The organism is Rhodopirellula sp. MGV (assembly GCF_002251265.1).
GTDB lineage: Bacteria > Planctomycetota > Planctomycetia > Pirellulales > Pirellulaceae > Stieleria > Stieleria baltica_A.
Map to the genome: position 1 here is coordinate 1 of NZ_NPDI01000072.1, position 21,582 is coordinate 21,582.

The window sequence follows — 21,582 nt, forward strand, 5'->3', positions numbered from 1 at the left end:
CGTCCTGGACGCCAAGAAGAGCGAGTGGTAAAGAAAAGGCCAAAGAGCTACAAGCTGATGAAAACTCCGCGGAAACCCAACCGAAATCGTTTTGCAACAATCAGTTACGACTAACTACGTGCCATTCGTGTCAGGTACCTTTTGGGCAGTTTAGGCAATCTACTGTGGGGCCGATGAAGCGAGCCACTTCGCCAGGACCGGCCCGCTAGTCGCGGTGAAGAAGAATAAAGCGACTACGGAAGCCATCGAGATTGCGGCTGGTAATGAGCTCTGGCTTGGGAGGTGTTATAGGCTCGGCATTTGGCTGCTCAGCGTTTGTAACTGTTTCAACTTCGGCATCGTTTTTATTCTCGTCCTCTTCCTCGCTTTCTTCTTCGTCCACTTCCTCTTCCTTATCCTCATCGACAGGTTCAGGAGGAAGGTATTCCGTTTGGACTTCGGTACCGCGACCATCACCATTGTCGTCAAGTTGTCCGTGTTCGGTTTGCAACCGATCGATTGAGCGGAATCGCATGGTGACGTCGACGCAAGTCGTCAGATACAAGTCGAGCAAGCTGATTTTGGAGTCCCCATCAAGATCGCCCAACGTGCTATCGAGCTTTCCCCGGCCAATAGGTCTGCCAAGGCATAGGGCATCTCAGTTCCGGTGAACTCGAGATCAGCTTCCGTCGACGTCAAGACTACGCGCCCCGGTTTGGCCATCGGCTTGATCCAAAGTCCGCTCAGTGGCTGTGTAAGCCAGAACACTTGCTCCGAGCATTTGACCGGCTCTGACCACTTTGCAAAGTCAACCTGATTGAAATCTCGATCGGTCACATTGAATTGGCATTCGATTCCGTTGAGATGGGAATGCCCAATCATGATCACCCAATAGGCATCGCTTGGTGTCAGTTTTTCTGACGCTTCACGCAGCGTTTGCTCGACCGTCTTTGCATTGCTGATTCCGACTGATTCGTGTGCGGCAGAAAGTGTTTCTTGCATTTCAGCGTCACCTGCGAGCACCGTGAGATGTTCTGGTTTGACGGACAAGGTTTGCTCTACATTCCGAATCAGCTTTTCTGCGGCGGCTGTCATCTGTTCGCGATGTGTGTCGTCACCGGGCAGCCCGACCATGATTGCCAGATGACGATGCGACGCGGTCGGGGCCCGATCAGCGGCGGGCTCCACCGCCTCTTGTGAGCTTCCGATTGAGACAAGCGTTATCACTAAACCGGCGAAAAGCGGCAAACGGTACATAGCATTCCTACACGTTTATCGAGAGGAGAGAACAGAGTCACTCGAACAGGATCATTCAAACAGTGGTGACTGCATCACTTGCGATCGTTCGATTTCAAACTCGGCGTGTTGCGACAACAGAAGCGCCGACACTTGTATTTTGTCGATCGAACCGCGACTCGATTCGCTAAACAGATCTAGCACCGTTCCATCCCAGCAGATCACACACCAACGATTGAGGCTGTCTTGTTGAACCAATGCCGCACCGGCTGGCAGCATTTGTTGGCCGTGATGAGAAAGCGTTTGCGCGTTCAATAAGTGCAAGGTCGGCGCGACACGTTGGTTTTGCCAGTCACCGCAGACTACGGCAAGGTAGGTCCCATCATCGGACATTCGGATGGACTGAATCGGATCGCCATCGGAAGTCCATCGCGCGATCATTTGCCCGGATTGCATTTCCCAGCGGATAACAGACCCGACAGCGTCTGCAGAAAAGACGCCGCCGTCGTTGCCAACACAGACACTGGTCACTTCGTTCTGATGGCTGCCAAGTAGGGACACCGCCATCGAGGCGTCCAAATCCCAAAGGCGGACATTGCCATCGGTATCTCCAATAATCACACGTCCCGTTGAAGACACCTCCGAGATCGCTGTCAATTCGTCCTGCTGAAATGAGAGATGCGTTCGCTCACCGACGATGGAAATCCCACGGTCGGTAACCGCTCGAAGTCGATAGCCAGACGTCTTTAACGTAAAACTCGCCCAACGTTGTGCGGGTTGAAGATTCCAAAAACCCGAGGGCGCCGGTGGCAAGGCAGCTTCGATTTCGGCAGCCTGCATCTGAGCTTTGGGAGTTTGTTCGATCACCTGGCTAAACGATGGAGGCGCGACCGACCAATGACTTGCCAAGTCGGGGCGTTCACCAAGGGGCATCAGATACAGCTGTGGATGAAGGATGATGATCACCGAACACATCACACCACAAACCATTCGGACACTTCGCGAAGCCGGGGCGTTGCCTTCTTGACGCATCAGCAACCGCAGCCGTTCTTCTAGGGTTGCGGTCGGTTGCATTCCCGATGCGAACTTGGGCAGCCCAATTTGGTGTTCACTGATAAAGTCCACGACGCGCAACAGAGCTTCTGCATAGCGTCGAGGCTTGGTTTCGAGCAATTCGACAGCCCGCGCATCACAACAAGCTTCCTCATGTCGCTCGAGCTGCTGTTTTGCAAAATAGACACCGGGGAACCACCAATAGGCAGACGTCACAAACCATTCCAGCCACCGGACCCAGTGGTCTCGCCGGCAGTAGTGCGCCGTTTCGTGTGCCAAGAATGCCCGACGGTCTTCGTCGGACATTGCCTGCCAAAGGTCTTCGGGACAAACGATAATTGGTCGGGTCGCGAACCCGAAAAGCATCGGTGAAACGTGGACATCCATCCGCACGACTCGGGGCGGTTTCGAGCCCCATCGCGAGGACAGACGCCGACAGGAAAATTGCTGAACGATCTCGGCGGCAGCTTCATCGTCATGGCCGCATTCGGTAATCAGTTTTCGGAAGCGGATCAATCGGACCAGTCCGCGAGAAGCCATCAGCAGGAACCCGATGCCCCAGACGGTTACCAACCACCCGGTCAATTTGGCTCCAAAGGAATCGAAATACTCTGACAAGCTCGATGGCGAATTCGTCACCATCGCCGCATAGCTTGTTTGAAACGCGTCGCGATCGGCGGACGAAAACGCCTCGCTAGATGAAGCGTCATCGTCTGGATGACTCGCCAGATTTCCCCTGTCCGGAATCTCGCTCGCTAGGATTTCAGAGCGATTCGTTTTTTGAGACGGTCGCGGTAGTGTTTCGCCGCTTGGGTTGGCAATTCTCTGAACGTTCTCCCCTGATCCGTCTTGCAAAGAAGTTTGTGTTTGACTTGTCGTTTTTGTAGAAGCGGAGGCCTGAGCTGGCAAAGGGATCGGCACGGGCAGTGAGATGATTGGTGGGGTCACCAACTTGACCAGGACCAAGATCCACAGCGCATGGGCAAGCGCCGCGCGTTTACCACGACGACCGACCCAAAGGGCGATGACCGCGATCAACGTCGCTAGAAGCAAGTTACCGATAACCAGCTCCAGCAATGGCATCATTCGGAATCCATTTCGTCCAGGATTTTGCGAAGTCGTTTTCGCTGGCGCGAACTGAACTTGGCCGACTTCACGAGGTGTGTCAGCAACGTCCCCATGGTGCCGTCACACAGCTCGTCTGCGGTGGCTTGTAATCGGTTGCTAATCAATTCGTCGCGGCCGACGATCGCGGCGAACTGGTGTGGCCAACAATCACGGTTCCGTCCAACAAAGCCTTTGGTTTCCAGCCGTGAGATCAACTTTTGAACGGTCGCGATGTCCGATGGGGTTTCGGCACCATAGAGCCATTTGGAGAGCTGTTTCAAAGTAGCCCGTTCGTTCTCCCACAGCTTCTCCAGAATTGCTAATTCGGCAGCCGTGACGTCTTTGGAAGGTTTCACCATCGTTTCATGTCTTTGTCGTTCAAGGTGTTCTTATGAAGCAAGTTCGTTCGCCGAGTAGGATCATGCCAAACCTGTGGTTCGACGCCAGATCCATTCTGTGGTGAGCAGTCCGATTAGAGCAAACCAGAGCCAAATTCGGTTCCAGGCCGGCGTCGATTCGACTTTCGCCGGCCCCTGTTGCTCTTGGCGTTCTCGAAGCAGCTCAGTCAATTGATCGGGATCTTCAAGCACTTTGCCGCCTGAAACGGCAGCCAGCCGCGATAATAACTCATGATTGGGCAACGGGTTCTGTTGCTCAAACGGATCACTCAGGATTTGAACGGCCAACGAAGTGCTATCGACCTGTGTTCCATGGCTGAACGCCATCCCCATGTCTTCGCCCTCGTAGGCAGTCAATTCAATCCGCATCCCACTGTCGGATGCGGCGACCGACTCGCTGAGCATCAAGTTGACTTCGTAGACCTGTTCTTCGGCGTTGATCTTCATGGGGAGTTCTTCCCCCCAGGCGATCCGTGGCCCAACTTCGCCACTTTCCCGGACCACATTGTCAGGCCATAGGACAGGCGAATAAAGCGACATGTCGTCGAGCGATTCAGGTTCGAACATGGCCCAAACTCGATAGCCTGTTGTCCGCAACGCGGCCTCGTCATACGACGTCGCTCGAATCTGCAGTCGCTGACCTGGTCGATAAAAACGTTGGTTGCTACTGACGACTAATCGGCGGCGACCTGTCGAAGATTCTTCCGTTGCCCAGTAAACCAAATTGCGCCAGAACTTTGCCGCGACTCGCTCTGGTTGATCACCCCAGTTTTGTGCGAGCCCTTCAAGATACGAACCAGACAAAGAAGCCGTCGACACCAGGACTCGGCCCCGACCGGCTCGCTGTGCGACAATCACTGGCTTGTGATCCTCGGACGTTTGTGCCAACACCGTCGCATCGGGTTTTGCGATGATGTCGCCGACCGCGACGCCGAGTTCGGGCAACGTTTTCAAAATCTGCTCGTTGAGCAATCGCTCCATTCGCAATCGCCAAATCGGGTGCAGCGGTTCGGTCACTTGAACGGCGGTCGACAAAGGGTAGACCGCGTTTGACGGTTCCAGCACAACCGGCAGAAAGGCCTCCAGAAGAGTGTCCTGCCATCCCGTTTGACGCATCGCACCCGCACCTGTCAGGATCAAACCGCCACCGCGACCGTCAACCCATTGTGCCAACCAACGCTGTTGTTCCTCGTCGAGAACATCGGCAGTGACTTCATTGAAAATCACACAGTCGTATGCGAACAGTTCCGCGCGTGTCGATGGAAAGCCGCTGCTGGATTGAACCGACCCGTTGGTAGCGACTCGACGCAAGCTTTGCCCGCCAAGACTTTGCAAAACGGTGCACTCGATATCTTCGTCGGCCTGCAACGCCGATTGAATCGAGACCTCTTCACTCGACTGCTCTCTTCCCAAATTGCTAAACAGCCCACCAAGAAACGAAGCCTGTTGCATCTGTCGTGGCCGATTCGCCTCGATGCTTAGCACACGAACTTTGGTACGGTCGATCTCGACATGCGTTTCGACACGGTTGTTTTTTGTGCTAAGCTCGCCATCGATCGGATCAACGACCACCACCAAGTCCTCCGCGCGGTCGTCCACCCGAAAGACAAGCGACGCCGATTGTGCCCCGCCAGTCAATGTAATGGGAATCGCAGCGACTTCGGCATAGTCATCGTCAATCGTTGTCGACTTGCGCAACACACGTACCGTTGTCTCTTGGCCGGGATAGCCGAAACTGCGTAGGAAGACTTGCAGTTCGTTTTCTGTAAACTTCCTCACTCTTGAAGGAACGACCAACGAAACGATTGCGATGTCCCCCGAGCCTCCCGCGTGGCCGATCGGTACCACATGAATCGGCACTTTGTTCTTGCCAAAGATTTCGCCGAGATGTTCAACCGATTCCGATGCACGCACCCGACCATCGGACAGCAGGACAACGCCTGCCGATGTTTGACCGCGAACCTGGGGCAACAACTGACGCAAAGCATCGGCCAAACGTGAGTCCGATGCGGCGGGCGGTTCGATCGAAGTTGCGTCGTCAGCTGGGTCGCCTGACGCGACCAACCGAATGGCAGGTGCCATGCGATCGCCTTCCGGTCGCCCCTTAAGAGTCTCCGGTATTTGGTCGATCGATGCCTGGTTGCCGTCCGATTTTGCAAAGGGTTCGAGGCGGTGCCCAAATCGAAATGCTTGGACATCGCCGCCATCATGTTCGCCAGCGCCCTGTTGTGCCGAACGTGTGAATTGAATCGCCTGTTGCCAGCGATCTTGATCGCCGCCGAGCTGCATACTTTGCGAACCGTCGAACAGGTAAATCATCCGTGGGCGTGTCGTTTCACCTGGTTGCTGATCGACGATCTTGGGACCCAGCATGATCACAAGAACGATCCCAACCGCAGCGGCACGCAACAGCACGAGTCCCAAGCGGTCTCGTACCAATGTCTTGCCCCAACAGATCCGCAACAGCGCCCAGACAACAATCACGGCGCCTGCCAATCCCAGCCAAGCCCATTGTTGCAGTGGTGTTTCCCAAGTGACGAACGTTTCGGCGATCAAACTGTTCGAATCGCCGAATCCCATTTGCGTGATACACGGCAAGATCATGTTCAAGCTCATTGGGCCGCTCCGCTGGTAGCCGTGGAAGCGTCATCGCTCGAAAGTGTGCGAAAATAACCGTCAACCGCCCGCTGATATTCCGAAGGTACCGGTGTATCCCGATCAGCAGCGATTTCCAACAAGATCACCTGCTGTATCCGGCGGCGAAGCTCTTGAGCGATCACCTGCAAGCGTCCAGAGGTTCGATTTTGCAACGAGATTCCTCCACCGCCGTTGCTCCCAATCAAGAGGCTCTGAATGCTCCCGTCAGCATTCGCCGGCATCCCATTTCGTTGATCGTCGGCTTCAGAAGAACCACCCTGCGACTCATTTTCCATCGGCTCATCGCCTACTCCGCCGGAACCATCTTCCAAAAGCTCGGCCAGTTCACGCAGACTCTCATCGCGTAGGTCTTGAGCGAGCTGCTGCATTTGTGCCTTGATTTCCGGTGGCTGTTCGGAAGGTTCGCCGGAACCATTTTGGGATTGTTGCGACAGCTGTGTCGCTTGCTGTTCCATTTGTCGCAGGCGGGCCAAACGCGGCGTCACCAGTTGTTGATACAGCCGCTCCAACTGACGTGCCGCGTCGACGTAATCGTTGGCACGATCCATCGCCGCTTCGCCAGCCAAATTTTGCTGCGTTTGGTCTTCAAGATTCACCTCCCCGATCGCCTGCCGTGAGTCGGCGAGCAATCCCATGAATTCCGCTTCGTCCGCAAATTGGCGAAGCCGATCGTTTACTTCGCTCATCTCGATATCACCGATTTCGGCTTGGCTTGAAAGCACCTCCTTCAAGGTTTCGCCACGCGCGGCAATCCGATTCAACGTCCTTTCCAGCTGCGTCTCATCGTTTCCTGCTTCATCCTCGCCCTGACCACCTTGCCCACCGCGAAGCCGATCCGATAGCTGGCGTTCCATCATCCCCATGCCGACCGTCAAATCACGGAGTGTCGAGATACGAGTGACCGGTTCGGTTGCCGCAATCGACTCAAGCTGATTGCTCATTTCCTCAAGTAAATCGCTCGACGCGTTTCCCTGACGAGAAAAAGCAGGCAAGTTTCGTTCGCGTGCCTGGTCGGCGAGCGTATCCATCTCTTCAAGTGCTTTTTGCATTCGTCCGGACAGCAATTCCGAAGACTCCAGTTCCTGATCAAGTTCGTCACGCACCGCCTCCAAACGGGCCAGCAACTCAACTTGGGCTTCGTACAACATTTCTTCCTCAGACGGTGCGTCGCTGTCGTCCGCAGTGCTATCGTTAGCGCCAGCCGGGTCAGCGGTCTCTTCGGTCTCTTCGCCACCCTGCCCAGCGTTGTCGCTTTGGTCCTCAGCACTCTGGCCCTCAGCGTTCTGGTCCGTGGGCATTTCGGCTTCCGCATTTTCTTGGGGCTCAGTTGCCGGTTGGTCCGAATTGGAACCTTCAGTCGCAGGCATGTCCGTCGGTTTGCCGCCGCTTGTTCCGCCAGACCCTTGGCTTCCGTTTTGCATTTGCCGCGACTGACGTGCGAGCTGGCGCTGATCGGAAGCGATCCTTTTCAGGGTATCAACCAATTCTTGCGGCGTTTGCGGGCGGTCGCGTCGCAGTTTTTGTTGTAGTTGCCTTGCCAACTGATTCATTGCACGTCGTTGACTTGGCGACTGCATGTTGGTCAGCAGGATTTCCAGTTCGCGTCGTGCCTCGACGAGAGATTGCAGTGCGTCTTCTTCCTGCGCGAATGCAAGCTCCATCGCTCCTGCGGCAAGCGAATCGGCCGCTTGCAACATCGACGCTTCGGCACGACTGAGCGCTTCGACATCATCGTTTCCGCGTTCGAGGAAGAATTCGGCGAGGAATCGTGTGAGGTCGGCGAGCTCGCTTTGGTTTTTCACCAATCGGTCGATTGCCCCCAGCTCACTGGCCAAGTCATCGCCTTTCCGAATCAAGTTTCGCGTTCGGTTGATGACAAATCGTTCCCGACGAATCAGTTCGTCAAGCTGAACGATTACTCGGCCATTGCCACCCGGCATGGGTTCGATCTCAGCTTCTCGAAAGAATTGACGCAGAGGTCGAATATCGATGTACCGAACATCGCTTTCGGTTCGATGAGCTCCCCAGGGCCGGTTGTCGACGGCATAGGCGTAGTACGCAATGTAGTCGCGTTCGGTCAGGCGAAACGACTCAAGTGGCAGAATCTCACTGAGCTTCAATCGCGTTTTCATGCTTCCAGAATGATCGCCTTCCGAATCGGGGACCCAATCGACCAACACATATTCGACGTCACTTCCGATCTGAAAGGCGATGCCTGATTCGACGACTCCATAGTCATCGGAGACTTGGACAGTCAGAGGTACCTCGGCCAAGGTGTGAACACGAAGCTCATCGGATGGCTCCGTCCAGCGCAACTCGGGTGCACGATCACGCCGTATACCCAATCGCCCTTCCACAGGGTCCATTGGCGTTCCGTCAGGACCAGCCCCGGCGAATGTCCAACGCACCGTATCCTCGGTTGGCAGTGAAAACGTCCAGACTCGCGGGTCATCGCCGGGCACAAGTTCGACCGGCTGCATCTGGGACTTCTTTGGTCCGATCAGCAACTCTGTTGATGCCAATGGATGATTGACTTCGACGGTGACCTGGACTTCCGATCGTTCCAACACGGTGATTTCGGATCGGTCAAACAGACGTGGTTGAAGCCCGGTGTATTCCGGCGGCGTGACATCGATCGCCAAGCGTTTCAGTTCGATCAATGGCTGGATGTCAATACGATGCATCTTTGTCGTTCGGCCAGCAGACACAAACTGATACTCCACTGGCTTGATCGCATTGCCCAAGTTCAGGCTGAAGCGTTTACGTCCTTCCGACGGGTACGATTCGTCTTGCACTTTGTCAGCCGCAAGTTTTGACTCGATCCACTCGATGTTTTCATCCGTTGTCTGAGGATCCAAATCAAGCGGGACTTCTCGATAGCGAATCAAGACTTCACGATCGGTCCGTCCAACGAGATCAAGTGACAGACTGAGCGGCGTCCCCTCAAGAACTTTTTTATCGCCTGGAGAGACTTCCAATTCTGTGTAGGGCTGCTGGCTTCCCAAGACACGGTGCAAGGCTAGCCTCGCTTCGCCGCCTGCCCCATGCAGTGATGCGAGGACGGCAGCGGCAATGAGAAAGCAAATGCCGCCGAGATACATCCATTTGAACGGAACGATCCGATTGGGCATCGCCAAATCCCAGCGTCCCAGGGTTTGGTTTCCTAGCGCACGCAGCATCTCGACAGGCCCCGAGATGCGTCCATCGACCGTATCCAAAACCGTCCGGATACGCTGCCCAAAATCGTCATAGGAACGTTCCAAAATTCCCGCGAACGTTCGTTTCCGCGTTTCCTTGACGATCACGAACAGTCGCCAGCTCATCGCGAAGAAAACCACGACCGCGCCACCCAACAAGCCGCGAGATCGCGTCTCGCCCGCTAACTCCCATTTGAAGTCTGCCCAAACGAGCAAAGCGATCCACAGGCAGAACGTCGCGGCGCCCAGCCCAAGCAAGGTCGCGATCCGCACGGTTAAATACCGTCGACGCAAAACCGCAAATTGTCGAGCGACTTGATAGGCAACATCTGGAGCGTTCATGCGGTCGTCCGATTGGCAAGGAAGAATTCGGTCATCAGCAATAAAGCAGCGAGCGCGGCGACGAAGGGCCACAGTTCACGCTTGTTACTATCTCGGACCGTTTGCAAAACTTCACTGGAGTCCGAATCTGCCAGGGTGATTTGGAAGTGCGACGCGAATTGGTCAACAGGAATACGAGTCGTGTCTGACTCTTTTGATGCAGGGTTGACGACGTAGAGCACGCCGCTGTCGGTCGCCTCGAAACCGGGGCTTTCAAAATCTAAAAGGTTCGCTTTGACCGGGTCCGTGGTAGCGTGGCTGACCGGACGGATCAGAGCTTGTTCTGAATACAGCTCCCCAGGTGCGGAGACGGCGACCAAGTCGCGAGCGGCACCGACAGCCCGAAAGCGAATTCGGCCTTCGCCCGTCATGTTCAATAGATCCGCAGCCATTTGGTGGACCAGCGGCAAGTACAACGGACTGGTCGTCCACTTTGCCCAACTCGCGTCGGCGCTCGACAGAAACCAGACGACGTTTCCCTGTCCGAATCCGTGCCGCGTGAGCGCGGGCAATCCTCCATCAAATGACGCCAAGACAGAGGTCAATTCGGAAGGTTCGACGGGCAAAACCCGATCAAATGCGAGTCGGCCGAGATCGCCTTGCTGCGGATCAGAGAACATCATCAACATCGAAGACGACTGATCAAACCCGTCAATATGAAACGGCATGACACCACTCGACCGAGCGGGCCCCAGTTGACCTGGGATCAATGGTGATCCGTCCCACAAATCGGCCGTTTCACCATTCTGGGAAACACCATCGCCAGCAAAGACCAAGAGCCGCCCGCCAGATCCAACATAGGATTCCAACCGATTGACAATCGCCCGAGTGACCGATGCGCTGTCGGCGATCACCACTAAGGGGAATTGTTGTGGATTGAGGTCAGGTAGCGAGTCGTCAAACAAGTAAATCACTTGCGGTGAGAACCGGCTTGTCGCGCTTTCAAGACTTTCGGTGTCGTCGGGAGTAATGATTGATGCGGTCTTCGATTGACGCAGTGCGGCGGCCAGATAAAAGCTTTCGCCCACGCGAGTCTCGTCACGCGTCCCCCCATCCAAGACGACCACCGGCGAAGCATTACCGACTTCGATCGCCGTGATCCGTTGGTTGTCGATCGCCAAATCGTCTTCGACATCCAACTGCAAGATGATTTTCCAAATACCGGGATCAAGTTTGCCGAAATCAAACGTCAATTCTTGAGCTTGTTCGCCCGGAATATTGATCGATTTTTTCAGTCGCACCGAACGTTCGCCGTTTTCAGCAATCGCCATCATCGGAATTTCTTCCATCGGCAACGTCCCGTAGTTGAACAGTGTGACGTTGACGATTGCGTCTTGATCCGAGGGTGTCCGAATCATGTTTGGCATGGCTGATGTGACAGCCAAGTTATTCGCAGCCACCCGTCCGACATCAATCAATCGGATAGGCAGATCTTCTGGCATCGCGAGTGTGGCGACTTCGGCCGATTCGGATGCCATACCGGACTGTTGTAAATCGGAAATCAAAACCACATCGGCGATCGCGTCCGGCATCGCATCGACTTGGTCACGTGCCCAACTGAGTGCCGCAAGATAATCCGTGCTGCCGACAACGGATCGCGGTGCGGCGACGCGTTTGGATTCCGAGGTGATCGGATGAACCGACGAATCAAACCATGCCCAAACGATTTTCGCGTCGGTTCCGAGTTGCTCGGCCATCTCGCCGGCCTTGGCAACCGCATCGTCGATCAAACGTCCGTTCTCGCCGGGCATTCCCATGCTGGCCGAACGGTCAATCAATAGAATCCGCAACCGGTCCCCGTCGCGGCGGATAAATTCCGGCAGGTACGGCCGAGCAAAAAGCAATACCAATGCGGCGACACAAGCGAGTCGCGTCAACAGCAGCAGCCAACGACGAATCTTTCTTCGCTGTGCCCCGTCCTGCATCACTTCTTGCAAGAAACGCATCGTGCCCAATTCGACACGCTGGACTTGCCAACGGCTTAAAAGGTGGACCAACACTGGGATCCCCAGTGCGATGCCGCCGATCAAAAATCCGGTTTGAATGAAGTTCATCAGTTTGATCTTTGAACCAAGTATTCCACCAACGCTGCTGTTGGGGGAATGTCCGTTGTCAACTCGACACGATCGACGCCCTGAAGCAAGCACGCGTCATCCAATCGCTCGCACCAAGCGTCGATTTTTTTCAGGTATTCGCTGCGGACGCTTTCCATATTGGTTGTCAACTGTGCGGAGCTTTCCATGTCCAAGACACGGTACCGCCCACTGTCCGCCAAGTGCCGCTCAAATGGATCGAGTAAATGAAACACGATCACTTCATGACCACGGTGGCGTAGTTGTTGAAGGCCTTTTTTGAGGCCTTCCATATCGTCATCCACCAAGTCACTCAGGATCACAACGATTCCACGGTGTTTGGCGAGTGCGGCCGCCTGTTCCAACGATTTTGACAGAGCGGTGACTTTTGCTTGGTTCGGTTTCGCCAACATCGCCAAGCAATCTTCCCAACGTCCGGGTTTGGCCGAAGGATCGAGGTAATGGTTCACGCCATCATCAAACAATCCCAGCCCGACCGCATCGCGTTGTTTCAACGCAAGCGAAGCAAACGCGGCCGCCAACGTCGCCGCATAATCATGTTTTGTCATCGCGCCGCCGACTTTGCATTGCATCGATCGGCTGCCGTCAACGAACAGGTACAAGTTCAGGTTCGTTTCGGCATCAAATTCTTTAACGTACAGTTTGCGTTGACGGGCAAACAGCTTCCAGTTGACGTGCCGCAAATCATCGCCGGGACCGTAGCGGCGATGCGACGAAAACTCGACGCTGTATCCGATGAACGGACTGCGGTGCAGACCTTGTAAAAATCCTTCTACGACGCCGCGAGCACGCAGCTCAATCGAACTGAGACGTGCCAGTTCGTCTGGCTGCAACCAACGCGGTCGATCCTCTCGTGCGGCTTGCTTTGCGATCACGGCGATTCCTCGCTTACTTCACGCAATAACGCATCGATCACATCATCGGAGTCAACGTTATCGGCACGGCCATGAAAATTCATGACCAAGCGGTGACGCAACACGGGGTGGGCGAGCGCCGCGATATCGGCGAAATCGACGTGATAACGACCTTCTAAGATCGCCCTCGCCTTGCCTGCCAAAACCAATGCTTGACCTGCCCGAGGACTGGCACCATAGGTAACGTATTTCCGTACCATTTCGATGTCTTGAGCGTTCTTGTCGGTCGGTTTTCCGTTTGCCGCACTGCCGCCGCGTTCGCCACCGGTCGGACGGGTCGCCGCGACGAGGCGGGCGGCATACATCACGACATCATCAGAAACCGGAACGCCGCGGACGATCGACTGCAATTGCAATAGGTCTTCGGAGGAAAGCACCGCTTGCGGTTCGACAAACTCGTTGCCGGTCGTCCCGCGGATAATTGCGGCTTCCTCGACAACGCTGGGATACCGTACCCGAATATTAAACATGAACCGGTCGACCTGAGCTTCTGGCAGTGGGTAGGTGCCTTCCATCTCGATCGGGTTCTGCGTGGCAACGACAAAGAACGGCGGGTCCAACTGGTAAGTCGTATTGCCGACCGAGACCTCGTGTTCCTGCATCGCTTGCAGAAGTGCTGCCTGCGTTTTTGGGGGTGTCCGGTTGACTTCGTCGGCAAGCAAGAAGTTCGTGAAAATCGGCCCGGGAACAAACTTCAATCGGTGACCACCTCCGCCTTCTTGTTCTTCGATCACATCCGTACCGGTAATGTCCGATGGCATTAGGTCGGGTGTGAACTGGACACGTTTAAATTTCAAATCCAAAGTCGACGATAGCGTGCGTGCCATCAGAGTTTTGCCCAGTCCGGGCACCCCGTGCAGTAGCACATGTCCGCGGCAAAGCAGGCCCAGAAGCAAGAGGTCAACGACTTCTTGTTGCCCAACGATCACCTTGCCGACTTCGGCCCGAAGCTGTTCACGAGATTGCCGAAGCTTGTCGACTTGGTCGAGTAACTGCCCATTGTTCGAAGGGCTTTGCAAGGTCGATTGGTTTTGGTCCGTTGTCGTACTCATCCGTCTAACTTACTCGCTAACGAAGCTTCGTTTTTGTCAATAAGGCTGTCATGATCTTGATCGAGTTGATGGAATGTCGAACGACTGCCCAAGAACTCGTCCCATGTCAAATCACCGTCACTGTTGCGATCCATGCGTTGAAACCAAATCGGTCCTTCAGGTGCTGCCAGTAGCGCGGCCGGCGTTTCGATCGTTGGCCGATCGACGCGTCCAAACAGACTGGTCCCACCTCGTTTTATCTCAATCCGGAACGATGCCATCATCTGTTCCGGATCGATGTGTGGACGCCCCTGATTGGATTTCAGCAAATTCTCTTCACAGGCACGCAACTCGCGGATCGATATCCGACCGTCAGCGTTCTCATCCAAAACTTGGAAGAATCCTTTGCCTGAATCCATCAAGGTGATTTGACAGGTTGTTGATGCCGGTTCGGTGTAGTCGCGCACGTAGTCCAGCATTTCATTGGAAAACACCCGGTCGTCTCCGTCGCGATCCATCGCGTCAAACAGATAGCGTTCGAAGCGTTGGTGATCGGCAATTTCATCGCGATCGAGATACCCGTTTGCGTCCACATCGATTTGATTGAACGCCTCCGAAGCATTGGTTTCCGCTTCGGAAACAGGATCACGATGGCGATAGCTGATCGACAGATTGAGCGCGTCATGCCGGATGCGAATCACATCGCTATCCGTTTTGACGTCACCAAAACTGCTCGCCAGCAGCCGGAGCGACCCGGCGGAAGACTGTTCCAAATCGACCGCCAGTGTCATCTCCGGTTCCCCACTCGAAATCGCGGCAAGTTCGCGGAGATCCAGTTGCCCGTCCGAATTGATGTCCAATGGTTTCGCGCGAGACACGTCCCACCCCAATTCGTCGAACGACAAGCGTCGGTCACGATTGCGGTCATAGGTGCGAATCAGGCGTGCGGCAAGCACCGGTTCGGTAGCATCACGCAACATATCCGCATGGACAGAACCTGGCGGATCATCTGCTAACGAATTGACGACCACATTGGGAAGCACCTGCGTGGGCTGTTCCAAAAATTCGTCGAACGTGATGCACTGGTCAAAGTCCGTGTCACGTTCGGCAATACTCGCCGCCGCCAGTCTCATTTCGGCGCGTTCGATCGAACCCGACTTATCCTGGTCGAGCACGTTGAACACATTCATGTCTTGTTCGGCCAATGAATTATTTTGGCGATACGTCACCAATTGTCCCGCGGCACGATCGACAGCAAGTTCTAACTCTTCCTTGGAAAACGGCCGTCTGCTGCGGAGTGATTGGAGAAACTTGTTGCCCGTAAATCTTGTATTACTCACAAACAGCGGGTGTGCCCCAGCTTCTTCACGGCTGACCTTTCCATCCTTGTCGCTATCAAGCGCCGACGTCAAACGGTTCAGATAAGCATCTCGAGTCCCGGCTAATGATTTGCCACCGTTGGTAATCAGCAAGCGCAAGTGGACCGGCCCGGCGGGCGCCAACATGAACATGTCATGCGTGCCAAACTCGCCAGAACTGTCGACGGTCGATTCACCCGAGACTGCCATTAATTCGGCTTGACCGAAAAAAACAACGATCAATGCGACCGACAACGTCCGGACGACGAAACTCCAACCGTTTCCACAAGACCGTTGCCCTGGGAACGTCAAAGTTGTCGCGTGATTGCATGCTACCTCGGCAACAGCAACCAACGATACACTGGACACGTCGACGGTCGTCATCTTCATCCGACAAGCTCCTTGATCGGCGAAGCATCTTCGTCAACCAACGGGATCGGTCGATCGCCTTTCATATTGCTGTCAGCGGAGTTGATCCCAACGCCTTCCAACATGGTCGCAAACAGATCCTGTGCATGGACCGGATGGTCGGTCACTTCCATTCCGTCGCGGCTCGTTTTGCCATAGACCTGACCACCAGCGATCGCCCCACCGGCAAGCGCGACACTCCAGGCGTCTGGGAAGTGGTCGCGACCGCTACTTCCGTTGATCCGAGGTGTACGGCCGAACTCACCCATCCACACCACCATGGTCGATTCCAACATGCCACGGTCCCGGAGATCACGGATCAGCGTTGCCCATGCGGAATCGAGGACTTCACACATTGAACGAACCGTGTTGAAGTTATCGACGTGCGAGTCCCACGTTCCTCCGGGTGCTTGGTCAAGTGTAACCTCGACAAACGGGACGCCTCGTTCGACAAGCCTTCGGGCCAGCAAACATCCTTGACCGAAACGGCTACGGCCGTAGGCATCACGCAACTCGACGGATTCTTCGTCGAGATCAAACGCCCCCTCGCCGCGAGATTCGATCATCCGCATCGCCTGGTTATAAACCGAGGCATGCTTGACTGCCGAATTCGACGTCGAGGGGGCACCCTGGCGCATCATGGACAACAAAGCTTGGCGTTCGGCGAGTACGCTGGTGTCGCCACCTGCGACCGCAAGGTTCTCGATCGTCAGATTGGCTCGTGTGTTTGGATCACTACTAACACCGGAAACCAAGAGCGGCGAATGATCAGGCCCCAAGAAACCGGCGCCCAATTGATTGCGCTGAAACGGCGCGATCGAGACGTATCCGGGGAGCGGATGATCCTCCATTTTCAGCCGGTGCGAGACCATCGAGCCGAACACCGGATTATCGGTCATGCCGCCCATCGGACGATACCCAGTCATCATCAACTGTGTCGCCCGCCCGTGATCGCCTTCCCGCGTTTTCATCGATCGGATGATCGCGAGATCCTTCATCTGCTTGGCGACCTCCGGAAGGTTCTCGGAGATTTCGATTCCCGGCACGGCGGTTGCGATCGACTTGGTCGGACCGCCGTTGCGGTGACCAGGCTTGGGATCCAAGGTTTCCATCTGGCTTGGACCGCCCGACATCCACAACAGGATGCAGCTCTTCGGTGGGCGTTTCCCTTGAGCGGCACTGGCCAGCCGTGGCAACCACGGCGAACAACAGACCCCGCCTGCCGATGCGGCCGCGATGCGAACCAAGTCGCGCCGCGAAAACCGTTCAAACGAATGCTTTATCGACATAGCACAAACTCCGGACTGTTGAGGAGGGCCCAAAGGATTTCCCCGAATGCTTTACGACGACTTTCGGGAGTTGATTTTTTGTCTAAGTATTCCGCTAAAGATTCTTTTTCTTCATCCGATGGCTGTCGGGTGAGCACTGCCAGATAGAGCGTTTCGATCCGGGCGTCTCGTCAAAAAAAGGTGACTCGACAACCGCTCGCAACAGCCGACTACTTTCCAAGCTGATTGCCTCGCTGGTCACACGGCCGTTCATCATCATCAACGCCTGCGGGATTCCCGAGGCATAGTCTTCTGGCGAGGCACCGATCGCCTCGCCAAGGCGATTGACCATCTGATCGCGAACGCCCGTCCATCGCGGTGCCGTGGGGTCAATGCGACTGATCGGGAGATGCAACGACTGCTCGAGCGAATCGAACACCTGCTCCGGACTGATGACTTTTAAATCGCGTTGAAAACTGTCGAGACTCTCCGACGGGGCCATCGCCTGGGCAGCATACCAATCCGATTTCACGATCCCGGCAACCAAGCGATGGACGTCAAATCCCTCAGCCGCGAATCGCTGGCCAAACTCGTCAAGGAATGCCCGCTCCTGCTCGTCGGCGAGATCGAGGTTTTCAACATCGGCGTATAAGCCACGACCAACGAGCAACTGCCAAAATCGATTGACCGCCGTTGCGGCAAAGTTCGGGTTGTCCTTGGATGTCAACCAAGTCGCCAAGCGAACGCGAGGTGTCCTTGCAGGGGCGTCTAGCGTGTCATCTTCCCAAAGAAACTTTGCCGTATATGTCGTCCCTTCGTGAGTGATCGTGCCTCGCGATGTACTGCGTGAAGCGTCCGCCCCGACACCGACGTTCTGAAGGTCTCCGTAAAATGCGGCAAGCCCCCAGAAGTCTTCTTGTTTCCAGTCCGTGAAGGGATGGTCATGGCACTGGGCACAGTCGATTCGGACACCGAGCATGACACGTGAAAGATTGCCCGCATAATTTTCAGGCGTTGCCCCGACCAGCTGATAATAGCCGCCACCATCTTGTGGACTTTGTAGCGTGATTAGATCACGCATGATCTCGTCGAAGGGACGGTTCTGCGAAAACGCGTCGCGAAGCCAAGACTCGAGTGTCTCCGGTGTACCGATCGTTGTCGTCCCAGGCGGTAGCAACACTTGCCGCCACTGCCGCGCCAAACTGGAAGCCAACAACCGGATGTACGCGTCGCGCCTGGGACCTTCACCAAAGATCAATTCGTCAACCAGTTGCTCGCGACGGTTCTCACCGAGCTCGCGATAGTCTCGAATTTCTGAAACGCTGGGAACGCGTCCGACCAAGTCCAGATAGGCTCGGCGGGCAAATGTCAGATCGTCACAAGATTCAGGCGGCGTCCCCCAAGCATTCTCGCCACGGGAGTCAATCCAGTCGGACAGCGCTTCGCCTCGTGAGTCACTCGAAGCGATCGGACCACTTTCAATCGCTGCGGCCGCCGTTCCAGCTTCTTTAGCTTCGAAGCCTTCGACCTTGCCTTCCGGCTCTCCCTGAGCTGCTCCGGCGGACTGCTCGATGGACTGCGCTTTCGCCCGGAGCGGAGACGGAATCTCAACGCTGCCAACAACCCCGCCGATCAGAAAGGCCAACCCAATCCGGATGCACTTGTCCATCGCTCTCTCTCGTTCGTAGCCGAACTCACGAAGACGAGGTAGGTCCCCCCCGCCACGACAACCTCAATTTAGACATCGAGTCTATAAGTGTCAAGAGAATTCGCCGAAAAGCGTTTTAGCGGTTCAAACACCCCGGCGCCGCACTCAAATCGGGATCGCAATGCGCCCCATTCCGTCCGCAGGACAGTCACAAACGGAGCGACCGCCCGATCCGCCGGCGAGCCACAAGGAAGCGTCCCCTGCCGGCCCCCATCTCCAAGCCAATCGACTAAACTTTGCCTCCATGGGAGACATTCATATTACCAGCACGATCGGCCTGCTGCTCGCCGCCTGCCTTGGCGCGGGTGTACTCGCTGACCTTGTCCATTGCCCAAAAGTCACTGCTTATCTGTTGGTCGGACTATTGGTCGGGCCAAGTGCGCTCGACTTGGTACCGAGTGACCACGTCACCGTTGTTGAACCGCTACTCAAGTTGGCGATGGCGTTAGTGCTTTTCAATCTGGGCTGCGAATTCACGTTTTCAAAAGTTCGCCGCGTCGCCGCACACTGTTTGATGATCTCTGCCGGCGAGATTTTTCTGACACTTTCATTCGTGTTTGTCGGACTGCTGCTCTTTGGCAGCTCTAGCAGCATGGCGTTGCTGCTGGGGTGCTTGGCGATTGCGACGGCACCGGCTACGACGATCTTGGTCCTCAAGGAATTCCGCTCCGAAGGCCCCGTCACCGAGAGTACCGGCTTTCTGGTCGCGATGAATAACTTTGCCTGTATCGTGTTGTTCGAATTCGCTTTTTTGGCCATCGAATATTCACAGGGCACTCTGGAAGTCGGCCTGGGCGGCGAACTTTTCAAGGTGGTCACCAATATCGCCGGATCGATTGTCTTGGGAATCATTGCCGGTTTGTTTGTTAGCTATGGCTGCGGGTTCCTCAGCATGAAACGCTGGCTGGTATTGCTGGTCGCGGCAATCACGTTTTTGCTGGGCATCAACGAGTCCTTTGATGTCCCCTACATGCTGTCGTTCTTGATGATGGGTGTGACGGTTGCCAACACGTCAGATTACAAACAAAAGATTGTCGACGAACTGGACCACTTGTCCGGGTTGCTGGCGGTTCTGTTTTTCGTCGCGCACGGAACCGAATTGGACCTCGGTGCATTTATTACCGCCGGAAAGCTTGGTGCGGTTTACATCGTGTTCCGAATCTTGGGCAAGTGGATCGGCGTTTATTCGACTGCCAAACTGACCCGCCAGCCGCGTGAATTGCGATACTGGGGCGGTGCATGTTTATTTGCCCAAGCCGGCGCAGCGATCGCGTTATCCACGATCGCCGTCGGTCGCAACGAGACACTGGGCAAACCGATTCAAGACATCATTCTGGGATCGGTGGTGCTGTTCGAAATCATCGGACCTCTGTTCATTCGCAAATCGCTGTTGCAGACCGGCGAAGTGCCGCTTGCCCAAGCGATTCACCACACCAGCCGCACACCGATGGAACAATTGCGGAACGTCGTCGACCGTTTCCGATCGGCGCTTCGTCGCAGCGAACCGACGCCATCAGCGATCAGCAAAGTCAAAGTTAGCGACCTGCTTCGTAAGACCAAGGGCATCCACCAATCAGCCGACTTCGACCAAGTCGTCGACCACATTGAACACAGTCACGACAATACCTATCCCGTTGTCGATGATCGGTTGAGCGTCGTGGGTGTGATTCGCTATCCGCTCCTGAGCGACGTCTTGTTCGATCACAGTGCGGCCAAACTCGTGCGGGCAGAAGACCTGGTCAGCGATCTGCAGTCCTGCTTGCACCTGGATGACCCGGCCACCAAAGCGTTCGAATTGTTCCAAGGCGAAACCGACGACTGCATCCCAGTTGTCAGCAAGAGCAGTCCACACGAATTGAAAGGCGTCGTTCGTCGCAGTGACGTGATGCACGCCCTGATCACGCAGCGTCGCAAAAAGTCATAGTTGCAAAAAAGAAGGCCGACGTTGATCAAGCACGCCGGATCTTGGCGAACCGCTTGACTTGGTCGGTCAACGCGACTTCGGTTGGCAATCGTTCCATCGAACTGGCACCATAAAACCCTTCGATCGAATCGACGTGGCGCAGTACAAACTCAGCATCTTCCGGCATCGCGATCGGGCCGCCGTGGCAGAGGACAAACACGTCTTCGCGGACCGACTTTGCCGCTTCGGCGATTTCGCGGACCTTGCTGACGCTATCTTGAAGGGTGAGTGCGGTTTGCGCACCGATTGTCCCGCTTGTTGTTAACCCCATGTGCGCGACGACGATGTCGGCACCAGCTTCGGTCAACAATTTGGCCTGTTCGGCATCAAAGGCGTAGGGTGTCGTCAGCAGGTCCATCGAATGTGCGGCGGCAATACATTCGATTTCCAGTCCAAATCCCATTCCGGTTTCTTCGAGGTTCGCCCGAAAGGTACCGTCGATTAGACCGACGGTAGGAAAATTCTGAATTCCCGCAAATCCCATGTCCTTTAGCTCGCGCAAGAATTGATCGCGGAGCATGAAGGGGTCTGTCCCACAGACACCGGCGAGCACTGGGGTGTGGTCAACCGCCGTCAAGACCTCGTAAGCCATCTCTTTAACGATCTGGTTTGCGTTCCCGTATGGCATCAACCCAGACAGTGATCCGCGACCGGCCATTCGAAATCGTCCGGAGTTATAAATCACGATCAGGTCGATTCCGCCTGCCTCTTCGCATTTTGCGCTGATTCCGGTCCCCGCACCGCCACCGATGATTGAGTCACCTTGTTGTACTTTCGTGCGCAGACGTTGCAGGATGGACGTCCTTGATTCAGCCATGGAATTCAATCTT

The 21,582-nt window shown here is 55.4% G+C and carries 14 protein-coding genes; 1 reads left to right on the top strand and 13 read right to left on the bottom strand.

The features are described from left to right. Positions 1-205 precede the first annotated feature (205 nt). The 12 genes from CGZ80_RS24485 to CGZ80_RS24540 form a co-directional block, all read right to left on the bottom strand. A complete protein-coding gene (locus CGZ80_RS24485) occupies positions 206-586 on the bottom strand; it encodes a hypothetical protein (RefSeq protein ID WP_143544132.1) in 381 nt (126 codons plus the stop codon). Continuing rightward, complete coding sequence (locus CGZ80_RS24490) at positions 535-1,236, bottom strand: hypothetical protein (RefSeq protein WP_094418319.1); 702 nt, start codon at positions 1,234-1,236, stop codon at positions 535-537. Before CGZ80_RS24490 ends, CGZ80_RS24485 begins: the two co-directional genes overlap by 52 nt. Before the next feature lie 51 nt (positions 1,237-1,287). Beyond that, the gene (locus CGZ80_RS24495) at positions 1,288-3,354 is read right to left on the bottom strand and encodes a M56 family metallopeptidase (protein ID WP_094418320.1); all 2,067 of its coding nucleotides are present in this window, start codon (positions 3,352-3,354) and stop codon (positions 1,288-1,290) included. Then, the gene (locus tag CGZ80_RS24500; protein ID WP_094418321.1) at positions 3,351-3,734 is read right to left on the bottom strand and encodes a BlaI/MecI/CopY family transcriptional regulator; all 384 of its coding nucleotides are present in this window, start codon (positions 3,732-3,734) and stop codon (positions 3,351-3,353) included. Before CGZ80_RS24500 ends, CGZ80_RS24495 begins: the two co-directional genes overlap by 4 nt. A 60-nt stretch (positions 3,735-3,794) precedes the next feature. Then, positions 3,795-6,389 carry a glutamine amidotransferase gene (locus tag CGZ80_RS24505; RefSeq protein WP_094418322.1) on the bottom strand — a complete coding sequence of 865 codons (2,595 nt, stop codon included), beginning with the start codon at positions 6,387-6,389 and terminating at the stop codon, positions 3,795-3,797. After that, a complete protein-coding gene (locus CGZ80_RS24510) occupies positions 6,386-9,970 on the bottom strand; it encodes a hypothetical protein (protein WP_094418323.1) in 3,585 nt (1,194 codons plus the stop codon). Before CGZ80_RS24510 ends, CGZ80_RS24505 begins: the two co-directional genes overlap by 4 nt. After that, positions 9,967-12,063, bottom strand: coding sequence for a BatA domain-containing protein (locus CGZ80_RS24515; protein WP_094418324.1), 2,097 nt, complete (start codon positions 12,061-12,063; stop codon positions 9,967-9,969). The genes CGZ80_RS24510 and CGZ80_RS24515 overlap by 4 nt, the downstream gene beginning before the upstream one ends. Beyond that, a complete protein-coding gene (locus CGZ80_RS24520) occupies positions 12,063-12,977 on the bottom strand; it encodes a DUF58 domain-containing protein (protein ID WP_158222839.1) in 915 nt (304 codons plus the stop codon). Before CGZ80_RS24520 ends, CGZ80_RS24515 begins: the two co-directional genes overlap by 1 nt. Continuing rightward, on the bottom strand, positions 12,974-14,068 hold the full coding sequence (locus CGZ80_RS24525; protein ID WP_094418326.1) for an AAA family ATPase: 1,095 nt from the start codon (positions 14,066-14,068) through the stop codon (positions 12,974-12,976). The genes CGZ80_RS24520 and CGZ80_RS24525 overlap by 4 nt, the downstream gene beginning before the upstream one ends. Further along, the gene (locus tag CGZ80_RS24530) at positions 14,065-15,795 is read right to left on the bottom strand and encodes a hypothetical protein (RefSeq protein WP_094418327.1); all 1,731 of its coding nucleotides are present in this window, start codon (positions 15,793-15,795) and stop codon (positions 14,065-14,067) included. Before CGZ80_RS24530 ends, CGZ80_RS24525 begins: the two co-directional genes overlap by 4 nt. Further along, positions 15,792-17,102, bottom strand: a complete 1,311-nt coding sequence (locus CGZ80_RS24535) for a DUF1501 domain-containing protein (RefSeq protein ID WP_094418328.1) — start codon at positions 17,100-17,102, stop codon at positions 15,792-15,794. Before CGZ80_RS24535 ends, CGZ80_RS24530 begins: the two co-directional genes overlap by 4 nt. 94 nt (positions 17,103-17,196) lie before the next feature. Next, on the bottom strand, positions 17,197-18,750 hold the full coding sequence (locus CGZ80_RS24540; protein ID WP_094418329.1) for a DUF1549 domain-containing protein: 1,554 nt from the start codon (positions 18,748-18,750) through the stop codon (positions 17,197-17,199). 283 nt (positions 18,751-19,033) lie between these two features. Between CGZ80_RS24540 and CGZ80_RS24545 the strand changes: the two genes are divergently transcribed. Further along, positions 19,034-20,713: a cation:proton antiporter gene (locus CGZ80_RS24545; protein ID WP_158222840.1), complete on the top strand. Its 1,680-nt coding sequence runs from the start codon at positions 19,034-19,036 to the stop codon at positions 20,711-20,713. A 25-nt stretch (positions 20,714-20,738) separates the two neighbouring features. Here the strand turns inward: CGZ80_RS24545 and CGZ80_RS24550 are convergent, their stop codons facing one another. Further along, on the bottom strand, positions 20,739-21,569 hold the full coding sequence (locus CGZ80_RS24550; protein ID WP_094418331.1) for a phosphoenolpyruvate hydrolase family protein: 831 nt from the start codon (positions 21,567-21,569) through the stop codon (positions 20,739-20,741). Positions 21,570-21,582: the final 13 nt, after the last annotated feature.